We start from the raw sequence: 16,264 nt of genomic DNA, 5'->3' as shown, positions 1-16,264 counted from the left end.
ATAAAACCCCTAAAAGGAACATTGCCGCTGTTTCACACTGTCCCGTACACATGGACGTACGGAGGTGACGGTTGACCAGCGACCTGTTGGCGGAGCTCATCGGGGGGCAACGGCGCCCGCACAGCCTGCCGTCGCGGCTCGAGGAGCCGGTGCTCCCGCGGGCGGCCCGGCACCGGGACGGGCCGCCGCTGAGGATCCGCCGGCGCGCCGCCAACGACGGCTTGCCGTTCTGGCGGTGGGACTGCGAGAACTGCGGGGAGTACGGCGGCGGGCGGCACCACCCGGACGCCGTCAGCCGGGCCGTGCGGCACTGCCGGGAGCATCCCGAGCACCGCTCCTCCCTGTTGCCGCCGATCGGCTGCCGGCAGCCGGAGACGTACCTGCCGCTGCACCCGATGCTCTTCGCGGTCGACGACGACCCGCCGCCGGAACCGCTGAACATCTAGAGCTCCGGCTCGGCTCCGGGTCGTTCGCCGAGAAGCTTCGCGACGCGGCGGAACAGCGGGTCGGCGACGACCTCGGACAGGTCGGCGCCCAGCGGGATGCGCCAGTTCGGGTACTCGTCGAAGGTGCCCGGCAGGTTCGGTTGCCGCCGTTCCAGCAGCACGTCGTAGAGGGACGCGGTGACCAGCCGGCACGGGGTGCGGGCGAGGAACTCGTGCATCGCCAGCACGGCCTCCGCGGGCGCCGGGTCGTCGCCCACCAGCCCCTCGGAGCGCAGCAGTTCGAGCAGCGCGTCCCGGTCCGCCCGCCAGGTGGCCCACTCCTGCTCCACGGTGCCGGCCAGCTGGCCCAGCTTCGCGCGGACCTCGACCTGCTCCCCGGCGAGGAAGCCCGCGGCGGTCGGCAGGTCGTGGGTGGAGATGCTGGCCAGCGCGTTGCGCCGGTAGCCGGTCGAGGGCCGGAACTCGCCGGTGTCCCAGTCCCGGGTGAACCACAGCACCGAGGAGCCGAGCATGTTCATCCGCTCCAGCGTCTCGGTCATCTCCGGCAGCACGGTGCCCAGATCCTCGCCGATCACCACGGCGCCGGCCCGCTGTGCCTCGAGCGCCAGGATGCCGAGCATCGCCTCCGGGTCGTAGTGCACGTACGTCCCCTCGGCCGCCCCCATCTCCCTCGGCACCCACCAGAGCCGCCACAGCCCGGCCACGTGGTCCACCCGGAGCCCGCCGGCATGCCGGAAGATCCGGCGCAGCATGTCCCGGTACGCCGCGTACCCGGTCTCGATCAGGGTGTCCGGTCGCCACGCGGCCAGCCCCCAGTCCTGACCGAGCTGGTTGAACGCGTCCGGCGGGGCGCCCGCCCGGACGCCGGGAGCGAGTGAGTCCTGCAGCAGCCAGCCGTCCGCGCCGGCCGGGTCGATGCCGACCGCCAGGTCGTGCACGATGCCGACCGGCATCCCGGCCGCCGCCTCCCGGGCCGCGTCCAACTGCTCCTCGACGAGCCGCTGGATCCAGGCGTGGAAGGCGATCCGCTCGCTGCGGTACGCCAGTACCGCCGGGGCGTCCGGACGGCGCAGCTCGGCGGGCCACTCCCGCCAGTCCGGGCCGTACTCCTCGGCCAGCGCACAGAACCGGGCGAAGTCCGTCAGGCCCGGATCCTCGTCCAGGCCGGCCCGCTCCGCCAGGGGCCAGAGCAGCTCCAGCGCGGCGAGCTTCGCGTCCCACACGGCGGTGTAGTCGATCAGCGCGCCGGTGGCCGGTCGCAGCGCGTCGATCCGCGCCCGCAGGGCCACGCCGGCCTTCCGGTACTCCGTGGTGTCCGCGATCCGCAGGTAGAGCGGGTTGGCGAAGCGGCGGCTGGACGGTGAATAGGGCGAGGCCGGCACCGGCCGTACCGGTGTGACCGCGTGCAGCGGGTTGAGCAGTACCAGCCCGGCGTCCCCGCACTCCCGCACGAACGTCCGGAGGTCGCCGAGGTCACCCATGCCCCACGAGTCGTCCGAGTGCAGCGCGTAGAGCTGCAGCATCCAGCCCCAGGTCTGCGGCGGCCGGGGCAGCCGCTCCGGCACCACCACGAGCGTCGACCCGTCCACGGTGTGCCAGCCCAGCGGCAGGTCCGCCAGCACCTCGACGGTGCGGCTGGTGCCGTCTTCCAGGGTCAGCTCGGCCGGCCCGGGCAGGGCCCGGCGCTGCCCGGCGCGCAGCACGATCGTCCCGGGTAGCCGGTCGGCCCGGTCCCGATGCCGGGCCGCGGCGAGTGCGGCGTCGATCGCCTCGGGAGTGCCGGCGTCCACCCCGAGCACGCCGAGTACGCCGATCACCGACTCGGGCGTGACCTCGGTGCGGCGGCGCTGGAAGTTCTCGTACCGGGTGGCCACCCCGTATGCCGTAGCCAGCGCCTCGAGCTTCGCGTCCATGCTGCCCTCCCCGTCGGTGTACCGGCCCGCCGTCCGTGATCACCGGCGGGTGACGGTGTGTCGCGGTGGTTGCCTACTTCGGTCAGCATGGGGCATATGGCTGACGTGGTGAAGTGGTGGACCCGGCTGACGGCGGCGCTGACCGGCGCCGTGCTGGCCCTGGTGATTCCGGCGCACGCCTGGGCGGCGAGCAACGGCGTGGGCGAGGTGGCGATCGAGGCGACCAGGCGTCGCACCCGGAGCCGGGGTGGCTTCGGGTTCCTCTTCGGCGGTGGGCTCTGCTGCCTCCTGGTGATCGGGACGGTGGTTCTGGTGGTCTTGCTGATTTCGCGTAACCGCAAGCGACGCCGATGATTGTGTCCTAGTTTGGGGAGATGCGGACGCGTAGCAGGCGGTCGATGGCTCTCGGTGGCGGAATCGCCGCGGTTCTCTGCATCCCACCCGCTGTCTCGTTGGCCGCCGGCGGGGCGACCGATTTCCTGCTCAGCGTGGGTCACCCGGTGCTCGCCTCATCGACGTTGACGGTGGCCTGGCTCGCCTCGTCGGCTGTCGACGAGGCGAGCGGCACGCGGTGGGCCAGCGGGGCCGGGGTCAGCGGGGCCGGGGCCGGCACCGAGTGGCTGCGGGTCGACCTGGGCGCGGGGCAGGAGGTCACCCGGGTGCGGCTGCACTGGGCGACCGCGTACGCCAAGAGCTATCGGATCCAGCTCTCCGACAACGGTGCGACCTGGACGGACGCTTACCGCACCGCGGACGGCAACGGCGACGTCGACGACCTTCGTGACCTCAAGGGCCGCGGGCGTTACCTGCGTGTGCTGGCCACCCAGGCCGCCAAGCCGAGCGGGTACTCGCTGTGGGATGTGCGGGCCTACGGGCCGGGTCCGGCGAGCCGGGTTCCCGAGTCCTACAAGGCGCCCGGCGCGGGAGTGCCGCCCGAGGCCGCCGACCTGACCGCGGCGCCGAAGAAGGAGACCGCCATGGAGCTGGTCTCCAGCGCGGAGAACTCGACGCTCGACTGGCGTTCCGAGTTCGGCTACATCGAGGATCTGGGCGACGGGCGGGGCTACACCGGCGGGATCGTCGGGTTCTGCTCGGGCACCGGCGACATGCTCTCGTTGGTCACCGACTACACCTCCCGCCAGCCGTCGAACGTGCTGGCCCCGTACCTTCCGGCGCTGCGCGCGGTGGACGGCACCGACTCGCACAAGGGGCTCGACCCGGGCTTCCCGGCCGCCTGGCGGGCGGCCGCGAAGGACCCGGTCTTCCGCAAGACCCAGGAGGACTTCCGCGACCGGATCTACTTCAACCCGGCGGTACGGCTCGCCCAGACGGACGGGCTGCGGGCGCTGGGCCAGTTCGCGTACTACGACGCGGCGGTGGTGCACGGCGTCTCCGGACTCCGGAGCATCCGCGAACAGACGCTCCGGGCCCGGAAGGCGCCGGGTCAGGGCGGGGACGAGTTCGTTTACCTGAGCGCCTTCCTGGACGCCCGGGCCGCCGAGATGCGGCGCGAGGCGGCGCACAGCGACACGACCCGGGTCGACACCGCGCAGCGGGTCCTGCTCAACGACAGCAACCTCGACCTCATCCCGCCGATGACCTGGCAGGTCTACGGCGACACGTACACGATCAACCGCTGACTCATGCCGTCGCCTCCGCTTCGCTCCGGCGCCGACATGAGTTGTTCACTGAGCTGACCGCTTCGCTCGCAAGCTCGCTCAGGCCCGGGCCCACTTCTGGTTGGGGGTGCCGCCGCAGTCCCAGAGCTGGAGCTGCGCACCGTTCGCGGCGTTGTTGTCCTTGATGTCGACGCACCGGTTCGCGGACAGGTTGACCAGGTCACCGGCGCCGGACAGGGTGAACCGCTGGACCGGGTTCCCGTTGCAGGTGACCAGCTGGATCGGGGTGCCGTTGGCCAGCGCGCCGCCGGCCGGGTCCATGCACTTGCCCATCGCGCGCAGGGTGCCGTCGCTGTTGAAGGTCCACTGCTGGGCGTTGGTGCCGTTGCAGTCGTACATCTGCAGCCGGGCGCCGTCGGCCGGGTTCGCGCCCGGGATGTCGATGCAGCGGCCGTTCAGGTTGCTCCGCAGCGCGTTGCCGGTGGTGGGCGGCGGGGTGCTGCCGTCCCAGGCCGAGGCCCGGACGTAGTCGACCAGCATGGTCTGCGGGAACGAGGTGCTGGCGTCCGGGCTGCCCGGCCAGTTACCGCCGACCGCGACGTTCAGGATGATGTAGAACGGGTGGTCGAAGACCCACGTGCCGTTGGCCTGGGCCGGCGTGGCGCGGAAGTACTCGGCGCCGTCGAAGTACCAGACGATCAGGTTCGGGGACCACTCCACGGCGTACGTGTGGAAGGCGTCGCCGAGCGGAGCCGAGTTGGTCCTGCTCCCACCGACCCCGGCGGCGCCGGAGTAACCCGGGCCGTGGATGGTGCCGTAGACCTTGTTCGGCTCCTTGCCGACGTTCTCCATGATGTCGATCTCGCCGGACTGCGGCCAGCCGACGCTGCCCAGGTTGTCGCCGAGCATCCAGAAGGCCGGCCAGATGCCCTGTCCCTTGGGGATCTTGATGCTGGCCTCGAAGCGGCCGTACTTCTGGGTGAACTTGCCCGAGGTCAGGATCCGGCCCGAGGTGTAGGTGCAGGTGCCGTACCAGCACTGGTAGTTGCCCGGGTTCTCCTTGCGCGCGGTGATCGCGAGGTGGCCCTGGCCGTCCTGGCTGACGTTGCGGGTGGAGTTCGTGTAGTACTCGAGCTCGCTGTTGCCGAAGCCGCCGCCGCCGAGGTCGAAGTTCCACTTCGAGCCGTCCACCGCGGCGCCGGACGCGCCGTTGAACTCGTCGGACCAGGTGACCGCGCCGATCGCGGCGTCGGCCCGGTCGGTGCCCGACGTCAGCACCAGCGACGAGGCCAGCGTGGTCGTGACCACGGCAGCACTGAGCAACATTCGTAACTTGCGCATGGGGGAAGCCTCCGGGGGAAGAGGGTGCCGTTACTCCAAACAGTCTTTAGAGATTGACTGTCGCAGGTCAATGGAGACGGGTTCCGGAACCCCGGAAATTACGGAAATGTTTCAGATTTTCTGGAAGAGCGCCGGTAACGGGCCGGGCTGCCAGCCCGGCAGGGCGGTGTGCTGCTCCAGCACCCGGTACGTCACGCCCTTGTAGGTGACCTGGTCGCCCACCTTGTACGTGGTGAACGCCTTCCAGACCGGCGCGGACACCACGGTGTACCTGACCGCGACGCTGACCGAGTCCACCACGACCCCGCCCGAGCGCCGGCCGCCCCCGCCCAGGTTGAGCGCCAGCCGGAACGGCTGCCCGGCGGCGGCCGGGGTGAGTCGCAGCACCTGCCGTCCGTCGATCGACCAGACGAACGACGTACGCGTCCAGTCGATCGCGTACGTGTGGAAGTCCCAGTCGTCGACGTCGTCGTCGCCGAGCATCTCGACCTGCCCGGACACGACCCCGCCGTCCGCGGTCAGCACCCCGAGGGCGCGCCGGGCGGAGGCCCGGCCGGCCTGGATCCGGGCCGACGCGCGCCCGCTCGACTGGCTGAAGGCCGACTCGGTGCACAGCCAGGAGCCGAGCGCGACGTGCCCGTCGCCGTCCAGTCGTGCGTCCCAGGTGTCACCGGTCCATTTGGCGGTATCCACGCCGGTGCCCCGGTCTCCGCCGAAACCGTCGCTGAACACCGTCCTGGTGACCGTGTCGGCGTGCGCGACGCCGGACCCGGTCAGCACCGAGACGGTGACCGCGGCAGCCAGCAGCGGCCGCAGCCATCGCGCACCGTGACGCATTCCTCTACCCCCACCTCGAGCCCGCGCACAGACTCTGCACGGGCTCAGCGATGACGGCAAGTTCGCCGGGGGAGTATTCAGTGATCTCTTATAAATAATCAGTCGTAGTCGGGGGCGCGCGTCTCGTGCATGGCGAGTTCCTCCGCGCTCGCGCCGCCGCCGGCCGCGCCCGCGTCCCACGCCACGCTGTCCGCCTCGTCGTCGAAGCCGGAGCCGCCGTCCGGCGCGACCAGCCGGCCGATCCGGACCGGGGCGTCCTCGTCGAACTGGCCGCTGTCGTAGAGCGAGACCGGCGAGTGCGGGTCGGAGGTCGGGCTCTCGCCCCACACGTCCCGGTCGAACCGCTGCCGCGCGGAGTCGTCGACCGTCTCGCCGAACGGGTCGCCCGGCAGCGGGTCCACGTCCTCGGCACCGAAGTCCGGCTCCTCCTGACGCAGCCGCCGGTCGAGCGACTCGCCCCGGCGCTGCTCCTCCGCGGTGTCCCCGAACCGGTTCGACCCGCCCGGACCTACCCCGGCGAGCGCCGCCGGGTCCGGGCCGTCGCTCCATCGACCGCTCACCACCTCGTCGTACGCGGTGGAGTCGTCGTCGGCGGTGTCCGGCAGGCCGGAGGTCTCCGGATTGCTCACCTCGGTGGGATAGTCGTTGTCTCGCATCCGCGGTAAATACCCGCGTGCCGGCCGGTCACACCGTGATCTGTTCGGGGGCCAGGAGCGCCCAGACGACCTTGCCGTCGGGCAGCGCCAGCAGACCCCAGCGGACCGCGACCGAATCGATCAGCAGCAGGCCCCGCCCGCCGAACGAGGTGGGCGCGACCGGCCCGGTGAACCGGGGCGGCAGCCGCGAGCCGTCCCGCACCGCCACGCTGATCGTGCCGCCCTGCCGGGCCAGCAGCACCGACATCGAGGTGCGGGCGTGCGCCACCACGTTGTTGACCATCTCGGTGACCGCGATGCACGCGTTCCCGGCCACCTCGGCGCACCCCCAGCGCTGGCACGTCTCGGTGATCAGCTCCCGGGCCCGGCGGGCCGCGCCGACCACCGGATCCAGCCGCAGGCTGACCCGCCGCCCGGCGTCGGGCGCGCCGAGCGCGGCGAAGGCGCCGGCCCGGTCCGGCCAGACCTGCCAGCCGGTCGACTGCCAGGGTGTGCCGTTCGTGACGCCGCAGAGCGCGAGCCGGGCGGCCGGCCAGTCCCGGGTCTCCTCGAGCACGTCACGTAGCGCGGAGAGCGGGTCGTCACCGGCCACCCGAAGGTCGGCGACGTCCACCACCACCGCCTCCGGCTGACCGGCCAGCACCTCGAGGAGGATGGAGCGGATCGTGGCGACCCCGTCGGCGTCGAGCACCCCGGTCAGCCGGACCAGTGGGTGATTCTGGCCACGGTCCACCAGGTGACGAACCTCGCTCGGCATGATCGCTCCATTGTGCATAGCGCATCCACTCCGCGCATTTCGGCGAGCGGCGGGCAGGCTCCTACGTGCCGTGGCAGAAACGGGACATTCGCTTACGGCGGGTATGCGCAGGAAGTACCCCGTCCGGGTGCGGTCAACCCCGGGGCGTCAGGGCGGTCAGCACACTCTCGTGCAGCAGCCCGTTGGTGGCGATCACCGAGGACTTGTCCGCACAGGTCCGCCCGTCCAGGTCGGTGACCTTGCCGCCGGCCTCCGTGATGATCGGGATGAGCGCGGCCATGTCCCAGAGCGACAGCTCCGGCTCGGCCATCGCGTCCAGCGCGCCCTCGGCCATCAGCATGTAGCCGTAGAAGTCGCCGTAGGCGCGGCTGCGCCAGACCCCGAGCAGGATGTCCAGCAGCTGTGGCAGCCGGCCGTTGTCCTGCCAGCCGTTCAGGCTCGCGTAGCAGAAGCTCGCGTCGGCGAGCTTGCGAACGTTGGAGACCTCGATCCGGGTCGCCGCGTGCTGGTGCTTGCCGGCGTACGCCCCCAGACCGCGGCCCGCCCACCAGCGCCGGCCCAGAGCCGGGGCGGAGACCAGGCCGACCACCGGGGTGTCGCCCTCGACCAGCGCGATCAGAGTGGCCCAGATCGGCACGCCGCGGACGTAGTTCTTGGTGCCGTCGATCGGGTCGATCACCCAGTGCCGGGTGCCCGGGCCGGCCGCCGCCTCGGAGCGGCCGAACTCCTCACCCAGCACGCCGTCCCGCGGCCGGGCCCGGGCCAGCGTGGCGCGGATTGCCTTCTCCACGGCGGTGTCCGCGTCGGACACCGGGGTCAGGTCGGGCTTGGCCTCGACCTTCAGGTCGAGCGAGCGGAACCGGGCCATCGCGATGCTGTCGGCCGAGTCGGCGAGCACGTGGGCAAGAGCGAGATCGTCCGCATATCCGGCCATGGAAGAATGTTATAGAGAAGCCGCCGGCGCGGCTTCAGGCGCTCAGCCCGTTGTCCGGCTGTTGGTCACGCGGATCCAACTCGCCGGCGCGGGAGGAGAGCAGCCTCCGGTACGAATCCAGGCGCCGGCGGTCGGCGCGACCCTCCTCGACCCACGCCTCCAGCTTGCAGTCGTTGTCCGCGACGGTGTGGCCGCAGTTCGGCTGATCCTCCAGGGTGCCCTCGACGAGGTCGGGGAAGCCGTGCAGCAGGCTCTCGGCGCTGACGTGGGCCAGGCCGAAGCTCCGGATGCCCGGGGTGTCGACGATCCAGCCCGGATCCTTGCGCGACTTGCCGATCGACGGCAGGCGCAGCGCCACCGCGCTGGTCGAGGTGTGCCGCCCCTTGCCGATCGCGCTGACCGCCCCGACCGCCCGCAGCGCGTCCGGCACCAGGCGGTTGACCAGCGTCGATTTGCCGACCCCGGAGTGCCCGACCATGACCGAGATCCGGCCGGCCAGCCGCTCGCGCAGCTCGGCCAGGTCGCTGCCCGGGCGGACCTGCACGTGCCGCAGGTCCAGCTCGGCGTAGTAGTCGAGCACCTGCTCGGGGCCGGCCAGGTCGGCCTTGGTCAGGCAGAGCAGCGGCTCGATGTCGGCGTCGTACGCCGCGACCAGGCACCGGTCGATGAACCCGGTGCGCGGTGGCGGGTCGGCCAGGGCGCTGACGATGACCAGTTGGTCCGCGTTCGCCACCACCACCCGTTCGAGCCGGCCCTCCGGGGTGGTGTCGTCGTCGTCCGCGGTGCGGCGCAGCACCGAGGTGCGCTCGCCGATCCGGACGATCCGGGCCAGCGCGCCGGGGGCCGCCGACACGTCCCCGACCAGCGCCACCCGGTCGCCCACCACCACCGACTTGCGGCCCAGCTCGCGGGCCCGCATGGCGGTGATCAGCTCGGTGCCGTCGCCGTCGTCCTCCCGGACGCAGCCGTACCGCCCGCGATCCACGGTGATCACCAGAGCGTCCACCGCGTCGTCGTGCTTCGGCCGGGTCCGGGTACGCGGACGCGACGAGCGCCCCGGCCGGATCCGGACGTCGTCCTCGTCGTACTCCCGCTTACGCCCTGGCAGAGCTAGCTCCTTGCCGCGAGTTCCGCCCAGAGTTCGGGGAACTCGGGCAACGTCTTCGAGGTACAACCTACGTCGGTGAGCTGAACACCCGGGACGGTGAGTCCGATTACCGCCGCGGCGTGTGCCATCCGATGGTCCGCGTACGTCTCGAAAGAGGCCCCGTGCAGCGGCCGCGGCTCGATCCGCAGCCCGTCCGGGAACTCGGTGATCGCGGCCCCGACCTTGGTCAGCTCGGTGGCGAGCGCCGCGATCCGGTCGGTCTCGTGGCCCCGGATGTGCGCGACGCCGCGCAGCTCGGACGGCCCGTCGGCGAGCACCGCGAGCGCGGCGAGCACCGGTGTCATCTCGCTCACGTCGGACAGGTCGGCGGTGACGCCGCGCAGCGTGCCGGTGCCGCGCACGGTCAGACCCCCGGCCGAGCGGGTCACCTCGGCGCCGAACGCGGTGAGCAGCTCGCTCAGCTGCTCGACCGGCTGCCAGCTCTCGGCCGGCCAGCCGGCCAGCGTGACCGTGCCGCCGGTGACCATCGCGGCGGCGAAGAACGGCAGCGCGCCGGAGAGGTCCGGCTCGATGGTCCAGGTGCGGCCGTGCAGCGGGCCGGGCTCGACGACCCAGACGTCCGGCACGCTCTCGTCCACCACGGCGCCAGCGGCGCGCAGCATGTGCGTGGTCATCCGCAGGTGCGGGGTGGACGGCACCGGCGGGCCCTCGTGCCGCAGGGTCAGGCCCTTGCCGAACCGGGCCGCGGAGAGCAGCAGGCCGGAGACGAACTGGCTGGAGCCGGAGGCGTCGACCACCGCCTCACCGCCCTCGACCAGACTGGTGCCGTGCACGGTGAGCGGCAGGCCGCCGGTCGGGGAGGACTCGACGGCCACGCCGAGTGAGCGCAGCGCGTCGATGATCGGGCGCAGCGGCCGGTTACGGGCGTGCGGGTCGCCGTCGAACTCGACCGGGCCGTCGGCCAGGGCGGCGGCCAGCGGCAGGAACCGCATGATGGTGCCGGCCAGGCCGACGTCCACGGTGGCCGGGCCGCGCAGCGGGCCCGGCTCGACCACCCAGCGGTCGTCGGCGGAGGTGTCCACGGTGACGCCCAAGGCGCCCAGCCCGGCCGCCATCAGCGTGGTATCTCGTGCCCGCAGCGGCGCTTCGATCACCGAGGGCCCGTCGGCCAGCGCGGCGAGCACCAGCGCGCGGGCGGTCATGGACTTGGAACCGGGCAGCCGCACGGTCGTGGTGACCGGACCGGCGGCGGAGGGAGCGAGCCAGGGGCGGAGTTCAGCAGCCATGGTCGCCATTCTGCCGGGGGGCGCCGACATTTCCGGGTCGCGTTCCCGGCTCCCGGGACGTGGCGACCGTTTCCTGATCCGTTTTCGTTCCCAGCCCGCCTTTTCGCCGGTGTTCGGTGCCCCCTGCCAGCGTTTCCGTTGGCGTACGCTGCATCCCATGTGCGGGCGGTACGCGACCACGAGGAGCAGCGCGGATCTCAGCCAGTTCTTCGAGGCGGTCGACGTGACCGCGGAACTGTCGCCGAGCTGGAACGTCGCGCCCACCGACCCCGTCCCGCTGGTCCGCGAGTCGGTCACGCACGCAGCCCGGGTGCTGGACACCGCGCGCTGGGGTCTGGTGCCGCCGTGGGCCGCCGACCTGCGCCAGGGTGCCCGCATGATCAACGCGCGGGCCGAGACGGTGGCCACCCTGAAGACGTTCGCGCCGTCCTTCGCCCGCCGCCGCTGCCTGGTCCCGGCCGACGGCTGGTACGAGTGGGTCCGCGACGGCAAGCGGAAGCAGGCGTTCTACATGACCCCGGCGGACGGCACCCCGCTGGCCCTCGCCGGGATCTGGTCGGCCTGGGGCAAGACCGAGCCGGTGCTGACCTGCAGCGTGATCACCACCGCGGCGCTCGGCGAGCTGAAGCGGGTGCACGACCGGATGCCGCTGATCCTGCCGCCCGACCGGTGGGCCGACTGGCTGGCCGGCGAGGGCGATCCGGAGTCGCTGCTGAGCCCGCCCGGCGAGAGGGCATTGGCGGCGATCGAGGTGCGGCCGGTCGGTCCAGCGGTGGGGAATGTCCGCAACAACGGTCCGGAGTTGTTGAAGCCTCCCGTCGAGGTAACGCTTTTCTGAACGCCGGGGAGATCAATGAAGTTCTTTGTCGGAGTATGCGCTGATTCTTGACTGAGAAATTTGTTTCAACATAGATCACCCCCTTGTTCTGATCTTGCGCGGTGGGGTACAAACCAGCGCCGGAGTGGTACCGGTCCGCAAGGTGCGGGAGCGGTCATCACAGCAGTGCCGGTCCCACGGGGGAGGTGGGCTGATGACACGAGCACGCATGCCGCGTCCGCACGAGGTGGCTATCGCGCGACGCGACCCGCGGTTGCTCGACGCAATTGCGCAACGCCGTACCGACGAGGCCTGGCGGACCAGAGGAGCCTGCCGGACCGTTGATCCAGAGACATTCTTTCCAGCGCCGAACGAGCCGTCCGGTGGCGCGGTCGCACTCTGCGGCACCTGCCCGGTGCAGGGCCCGTGCCTGGCCTGGGCGCTGCAGGTCGGCGACTGCCACGGGGTCTGGGGAGGCACCACGCCACGCGAGCGGCGCGCCATGCTGGTGGCCTGGCGCGAACGTGTCCGTCCGGACGGCGAGTCGGTCGAGGACGACTCCTCGGACGACGAGGATCGCCGTTTCCTGACCCTGGAGCCGGCGAGCCACTGATAGAAACGGAGCTTGTGTCCAGCTCCCAGAAGATCGTCGAGACCCCGCGCGGGCCGGCCCAGGTTCGGCTCACCGAACCGGCCGGCCCGGCGCGCAGCCAGCTTTTCCTCGGCCACGGGGCCGGTGGCGGCGTGGACGCGCCGGACCTGGTCGCGGTCCACGACGCCGCGGTGGCGGCCGGGGTGCGGGTGCTGCTGGTGACCCAGCCGTACCGGGTGGCCGGGCGGCGGGCGCCGGCGCCGGCGGGGCAGCTCGACGAGGCGTGGACGGCGATCGTGCGGGCGATGGCCGTACCGGAGACGCCGTTGATCCTTGGTGGGCGCTCCAGCGGAGCGCGTGTCGCGTCGCGAACCGCGGCCGACCTCGGCGCCGCGGGTGTTCTCGCCCTTGCCTATCCGTTGCATCCGCCGGGCAAGCCGGAGAAGAGCCGGGCCGGCGAATTGCCCACCGAGATTCCCACGCTGGTGCTGAACGGCGACCGGGATCCGTTCGGCGTGCCCGAGCCGGCCGGGCGGGTCGAGGTGAGCGTGCGGCCCGGTGCGGTCCACGACCTGCGCAAGGATCTGCCCGGCACCGTGGAGCTGGCGATCGCGTGGCTGTGCCGAAATGGTTGGGCCTCGGAATTCTGACGCGGGTGCCGGCGTTGCACAGCCCGGATACATGTCGGCGGAAGGGGTGTCCGTAGTGCGTGCCGGTGTCGAGTACGTGAAGCAGGAACGCCGGGAGACGACCCGGGTGCGGGAGCTGTTGGACTCCCCGGACTGGCCGGCCTCCGAACCGGCACCCGCCGCCGCACCCGTGAGCGTGGGCACACCGGTTTTCGAAGGCGTGACGGGGGCACTACCCGTATCCTCGGCGGGGCGGTCGAGGGGAGAATCCAGGGTGGCCCAGAATGAGCGGACCGACGAGCGTCGCGCCCGGTTCGAGCGCACCGCGCTGCCGTTCGTGGATCAGTTGTACGCCGCCGGCCTGCGGATGACCCGCAATCCGGCCGATGCCGAGGACCTGGTGCAGGAGACGTTTCTGAAGGCGTTCTCCGCGTTTCACCAGTTCGAGGAAGGCACCAACCTCAAGGCCTGGCTGTACCGGATCCTGACGAACACCTACATCAACTCCTACCGGCGCAAGCAGCGGCAACCGCTGCAGTCGCCGACCGAGGAGATCACCGACTGGCAGCTGGCCTCCAGCGAGTCGCACACCTCGGCGGGCCTGCGGTCGGCGGAGACCGAGGCGCTCGACCGCCTGCCGGACAGCGACATCAAGGAAGCACTGCAGTCCCTGCCGGAGGATTTCCGGCTCGCCGTCTACCTCGCCGATGTCGAGGGTTTCTCGTACAAGGAGATCGCCGACATCATGGGCACGCCGATCGGCACCGTCATGTCCCGGCTGCACCGCGGCCGGCGCAATCTGCGCAACCTGCTCGAGGGATACGCCGCCGAGCGGGGCATCACCCGGGCCGCTTCCGAGCCGCAGGAGGCGTGACCCGATGCCGAGCAACGAGAGCGAACACGAGGCCGACTGCAGCAGCGTCCTGAGCGAGGTATACCTATACCTCGATCTGGAGTGCAGCGAGGACCGCCGCGCGCTGATCCAGAAGCACTTGGACGAGTGCACCGGGTGCCTGCGCGAGTTCGGCATCGAGCACGACGTGAAGGCCCTGGTCGGCCGCTGCTGCGGGGACGAGCGCGCGCCCAGTGAGCTGCGTGAGCGGCTGCGCCACAAGCTCGACCAGCTCGAGGTCCAGACCGAGACCCGCGAGTTCCTTTTGTGACCCTGACACGACGAACGGGGCCGGTGGGATGTCTCCCCCGGCCCCGTTCGACGTTTTCAGCTGTTGGGACGCTTGCCGTGGTTCGCGCCGCTCTTCTTACGGGCCTTCTTCTTGCGAGCCTTCTTGGCCATAAGGGCCTCCTTCCTCACGCTTGCTCAGTCGCCGATGGTAGTCGGGTGCTTCTGACCGGCCCGGACCTACCCGTACGGGATCCGTGATTTGATGACGTTCCCTGTAACAAGAGGAGGGCGATCCGGAATGGCCGAAGAAGTCCGCGCCGAGATGGTGGCCAACGTGTGGAAGGTGGTGGCCGGCGTCGGTGACACCGTCGCGGAGGGCGACACGCTGGTGATCCTCGAGTCGATGAAGATGGAGATCCCGGTGCTCGCCGAGGCCGAGGGCACGGTCGGTGAGCTGGCGGTTCACGAGGGCGACGTGGTCCAGGAGGGTGACCTGATCGCCGTCATCAACTGAGCCGACGTCATTTACGCAGCCAGCGCAGCAGGTAGGACCGGCCGCGCTGGCGCGGGACGGCCGGAACCCGGACGGCCGCCGCGGCCAGCTCCCGGGTGGACCGGTCCAGCTCCGGTGTGGCCAGCGCCAGCTCGGCGACCGCCCGGGCGCGCGGACCGCCGGCGGCCTCGGCGAACCGCCCGGCGACCAGGGTCGCCACGTCCGGGCGTGCGGTGGGATCCACCCAGGCATACGTGATCAGCGCGAAGAGCGCCGCCTGCGTCACCCGGTCGACGTCACCGTCGAGCAACTCCAGCAGCAGGCGCCGCCGGTCGGAGTCGAGCCACGGCTCCTCACTCCCGTGGTGCAGCAGGCCCAGGCAGGCCCAGATCTCCGCGGCGCCGGGTCGCTCCGCGCCGGCGACCGCGGGGTGGCTGAGCAGGGCGAGCAACTCCCATGGCTCCACCAGCACCAGGCCGAGCGCCCGGTCGTAGGCGGCCGGCGGATGCGGCCAGCCGGTCGAGGCGACGCGGAGCAGCCGCGCCAGCGCGTCCGCCGACGGTTCCGCGTCGACCGATCCCTGCCCGGACGGCAGCCGCGACAGGCCGGCCGGCATGCCGCTCAGCCACGCCGAACCGCGGCAGCACTCGTCCAGGTCGGTGTGCTCGTGCGTGTCGTCCGGGTGGTCGCGGATGAAGTCGGCGAGCGCGACCAGGTGCGCCACGTCGCCGTCGACGCGGTACCGCAACCGGTGGGCGGTGTGCACCACGCAGTCGAACTGCGGGTCGCGTTCCAGCGCGCGCTCGGTCCAGTTCAGCGCCTCCTCGACCCGGCCGAGGTCGGCCAGGGTGGCCGCGACGTCGGCGTAGACCGAGAGGTCGTCCGGGTCGTACATGACCGCGCGGCGCAGCGCGGCGAGGGCCTCGGGGATCCGGCCGGCGCTGCGGTACGCATACCCCAGCCAGATCTCACCCAGCTTGGAGGGCCGTGACCTAGCGCCCCGGGTGGCCCAGTCGACGGCGAGGCGGGCCTCGCCGAGCCGGCGCGCCAGCGCGGAGCCGGCGCCGAGCAGCATGGCGTGCTCGCCGTGCGCCTCGACGGTGTGCCGGACCACGGTCAGGTAGGGGCGTAGCGGGGCCGCGGCGGCTTTCGGCGCCGGGTCGCCCACCGCGGTGCAGAGCCGCATCACGGTGCGGGCGAGCGCGTCCGGATCGATCCGCCCGCCGAGCAGCGGGTCGCTGACCCAGGGCACCCCGGCCCAGTCCACCGCGGGCGTGGTCCCGCTGGCCGCGGCGAGCAGCGGCAGGCCGTCCTCCGGCCGCCCGGCCGCGGCGAGCAGGTGGGCGTGCGCGGCGACCCGGCCGGCCGGCGCGTGCGGGTCGAGCGGGAACAGGTCGAGGGCGTCGTCCGCGTGGACGGCCAACCGGCTGAGCAGCTCGTGGATCTCCGGCAGGGTGGGTGCGTGGGGCAGCGCGCCGGCCAGGTGGCGGGCAGCGCGGTCCAGCTCGCCGCGGTCGAGAGCGGAGCGGGCGAGGGTGAGGTCGTGGCGGAGCTGGGGGTAGGCATCCACGAGTCAAGACAGTACGTGGCAGCGAGGCGATCTGTCAGTCCTCATGTTTGCGCGATAGTGCTTGAAAGATTGACGGACTAAGCTTTTTCTTGCAAGACTGCGCAGCAACTGCGCGAGAACTGCTCATCTGGGAGGATGACGTG

General features: G+C 71.7%; 19 protein-coding genes. 9 read left to right on the top strand and 10 right to left on the bottom strand.

What is annotated here, in order from left to right; translation table 11 throughout:
• The first annotated feature begins 71 nt into the window (after positions 1–71).
• A complete protein-coding gene (locus tag CHC09_RS03805) occupies positions 72–446 on the top strand; it encodes a hypothetical protein (RefSeq protein ID WP_089291507.1) in 375 nt (124 codons plus the stop codon).
• On the opposite strand, the gene malQ is transcribed toward CHC09_RS03805, so the two are convergent.
• On the bottom strand, positions 443–2,359 hold the full coding sequence (gene malQ, locus CHC09_RS03800; protein ID WP_089291506.1) for a 4-alpha-glucanotransferase: 1,917 nt from the start codon (positions 2,357–2,359) through the stop codon (positions 443–445). The two genes, CHC09_RS03805 and malQ, sit on opposite strands and share 4 nt — an antisense overlap.
• 96 nt (positions 2,360–2,455) lie before the next feature.
• On the opposite strand from malQ, the gene CHC09_RS03795 reads away from it, so the two are divergent.
• Complete coding sequence (locus CHC09_RS03795) at positions 2,456–2,713, top strand: hypothetical protein (RefSeq protein WP_089291505.1); 258 nt, start codon at positions 2,456–2,458, stop codon at positions 2,711–2,713.
• A gap of 20 nt (positions 2,714–2,733) precedes the next feature.
• Complete coding sequence (locus tag CHC09_RS03790) at positions 2,734–3,999, top strand: chitosanase (RefSeq protein ID WP_239138009.1); 1,266 nt, start codon at positions 2,734–2,736, stop codon at positions 3,997–3,999.
• 78 nt (positions 4,000–4,077) lie between these two features.
• Here CHC09_RS03790 and CHC09_RS03785 read toward each other — a convergent pair whose 3' ends face one another.
• The 7 genes from CHC09_RS03785 to aroA all read right to left on the bottom strand — a co-directional run bounded on the left by CHC09_RS03785 (position 4,078) and on the right by aroA (position 10,906).
• Entirely contained in the window at positions 4,078–5,319 is a 1,242-nt protein-coding gene (locus CHC09_RS03785) for a glycoside hydrolase family 16 protein (protein WP_089291503.1), read from the bottom strand.
• Between the two features lie 111 nt (positions 5,320–5,430).
• Positions 5,431–6,156 carry a carbohydrate-binding protein gene (locus CHC09_RS03780; RefSeq protein WP_089291502.1) on the bottom strand — a complete coding sequence of 242 codons (726 nt, stop codon included), beginning with the start codon at positions 6,154–6,156 and terminating at the stop codon, positions 5,431–5,433.
• Between the two features lie 98 nt (positions 6,157–6,254).
• Entirely contained in the window at positions 6,255–6,812 is a 558-nt protein-coding gene (locus tag CHC09_RS03775; RefSeq protein WP_089291501.1) for a DUF5709 domain-containing protein, read from the bottom strand.
• Between the two features lie 28 nt (positions 6,813–6,840).
• Complete coding sequence (locus CHC09_RS03770) at positions 6,841–7,569, bottom strand: ATP-binding protein (protein WP_239138010.1); 729 nt, start codon at positions 7,567–7,569, stop codon at positions 6,841–6,843.
• Between the two features lie 133 nt (positions 7,570–7,702).
• Positions 7,703–8,503, bottom strand: a complete 801-nt coding sequence (gene hisN / locus CHC09_RS03765) for a histidinol-phosphatase (RefSeq protein ID WP_089291499.1) — start codon at positions 8,501–8,503, stop codon at positions 7,703–7,705.
• Between the two features lie 34 nt (positions 8,504–8,537).
• Positions 8,538–9,611: a ribosome small subunit-dependent GTPase A gene (gene rsgA / locus CHC09_RS03760; protein ID WP_089291836.1), complete on the bottom strand. Its 1,074-nt coding sequence runs from the start codon at positions 9,609–9,611 to the stop codon at positions 8,538–8,540.
• Positions 9,612–9,613: 2 nt separating this feature from the next.
• Positions 9,614–10,906, bottom strand: a complete 1,293-nt coding sequence (aroA, locus tag CHC09_RS03755; RefSeq protein WP_089291498.1) for a 3-phosphoshikimate 1-carboxyvinyltransferase — start codon at positions 10,904–10,906, stop codon at positions 9,614–9,616.
• A gap of 148 nt (positions 10,907–11,054) precedes the next feature.
• Between aroA and CHC09_RS03750 the strand changes: the two genes are divergently transcribed.
• From CHC09_RS03750 to rsrA, 5 genes are all read left to right on the top strand, one after another.
• Complete coding sequence (locus CHC09_RS03750; RefSeq protein WP_089291497.1) at positions 11,055–11,735, top strand: SOS response-associated peptidase; 681 nt, start codon at positions 11,055–11,057, stop codon at positions 11,733–11,735.
• A 193-nt stretch (positions 11,736–11,928) separates the two neighbouring features.
• Positions 11,929–12,327: a WhiB family transcriptional regulator gene (locus CHC09_RS03745; protein ID WP_089291496.1), complete on the top strand. Its 399-nt coding sequence runs from the start codon at positions 11,929–11,931 to the stop codon at positions 12,325–12,327.
• A 14-nt stretch (positions 12,328–12,341) separates the two neighbouring features.
• On the top strand, positions 12,342–12,956 hold the full coding sequence (locus tag CHC09_RS03740) for an alpha/beta hydrolase family protein (protein ID WP_089291495.1): 615 nt from the start codon (positions 12,342–12,344) through the stop codon (positions 12,954–12,956).
• A gap of 31 nt (positions 12,957–12,987) precedes the next feature.
• Positions 12,988–13,809: a sigma-70 family RNA polymerase sigma factor gene (locus tag CHC09_RS03735; RefSeq protein ID WP_239138013.1), complete on the top strand. Its 822-nt coding sequence runs from the start codon at positions 12,988–12,990 to the stop codon at positions 13,807–13,809.
• A 4-nt stretch (positions 13,810–13,813) separates the two neighbouring features.
• The gene (gene rsrA, locus CHC09_RS03730; protein WP_089291493.1) at positions 13,814–14,098 is read left to right on the top strand and encodes a mycothiol system anti-sigma-R factor; all 285 of its coding nucleotides are present in this window, start codon (positions 13,814–13,816) and stop codon (positions 14,096–14,098) included.
• 56 nt (positions 14,099–14,154) lie between these two features.
• Here the strand turns inward: rsrA and CHC09_RS48800 are convergent, their stop codons facing one another.
• Positions 14,155–14,229, bottom strand: a complete 75-nt coding sequence (locus CHC09_RS48800) for a 50S ribosomal protein bL37 (protein ID WP_369700219.1) — start codon at positions 14,227–14,229, stop codon at positions 14,155–14,157.
• Between the two features lie 127 nt (positions 14,230–14,356).
• Here CHC09_RS48800 and CHC09_RS03725 point away from each other — a divergent pair, with 127 nt between their 5' ends.
• Positions 14,357–14,572 (top strand): biotin/lipoyl-binding carrier protein, encoded by a 216-nt coding sequence (locus CHC09_RS03725; protein WP_089291492.1) that lies wholly within the window; start codon positions 14,357–14,359, stop codon positions 14,570–14,572.
• A 7-nt stretch (positions 14,573–14,579) separates the two neighbouring features.
• On the opposite strand, the gene CHC09_RS03720 is transcribed toward CHC09_RS03725, so the two are convergent.
• Positions 14,580–16,121 carry a tetratricopeptide repeat protein gene (locus tag CHC09_RS03720; protein WP_143232201.1) on the bottom strand — a complete coding sequence of 514 codons (1,542 nt, stop codon included), beginning with the start codon at positions 16,119–16,121 and terminating at the stop codon, positions 14,580–14,582.
• Between the last annotated feature and the right edge of the window lie 143 nt (positions 16,122–16,264).

The sequence above is a fragment of the Actinoplanes regularis genome (assembly GCF_900188005.1).
Taxonomy (GTDB): domain Bacteria; phylum Actinomycetota; class Actinomycetes; order Mycobacteriales; family Micromonosporaceae; genus Actinoplanes; species Actinoplanes regularis.
The sequence above is the reverse complement of the archived record's forward strand: the minus strand, read 5'-3'. Positions and strand labels throughout refer to the sequence as shown.